The sequence below is a fragment of the Corynebacterium sp. HMSC036E10 genome (assembly GCF_001836265.1).
In the GTDB taxonomy this organism is placed as follows: domain Bacteria; phylum Actinomycetota; class Actinomycetes; order Mycobacteriales; family Mycobacteriaceae; genus Corynebacterium; species Corynebacterium coyleae.
The window spans coordinates 1-371 of the sequence record NZ_KV827970.1 but is presented as its reverse complement, the minus strand read 5'-3'; the positions used below and the strand labels follow the sequence as shown (position 1 = coordinate 371).

Annotated in this window: 1 protein-coding gene; it reads right to left on the bottom strand. The window is 61.7% G+C overall.

The window, feature by feature from the left end; all coding sequences use genetic code 11:
- Positions 1 to 371, bottom strand: a 371-nt coding sequence (locus HMPREF2736_RS03500; protein WP_210399438.1) for an HtaA domain-containing protein, incomplete at both ends; no start/stop codon positions are given.

The following is a 371-nucleotide window of genomic DNA, read 5'->3' as shown; positions in this document are numbered from 1 at the left end:
TTGGCGCCCTCCTCGGTGAGCGTTGTTTTCACGCCGCTATCCTTCGTGACACCGTCCGGGGAAGTGTTGAACGTCTTGCCGGCGGCCGGGGTGATCGCCTCCGGGAGGGTGAAGGTAGCAAAGACAGCGTCATCGCCGCGTTCGTTGAGCGCGCTTCCGTCACCAGTGATGTTGGTGCCGCGCAACCAGTAATCAACGGAGATCTCGCCGGCGGTGCCATCGACGTGCACCTTCACATCGGAAAACTGGATATCCAGACCGTAGTCCTGCCCTTCCGGGGCGTGGGCCTTGTGGCCGGTCCACCGGACAGCACCGTCGAAAGCTAAGACACCCTTGCCATTGGCGTCCAACTTCGAGTTGGCCGGGTTGAA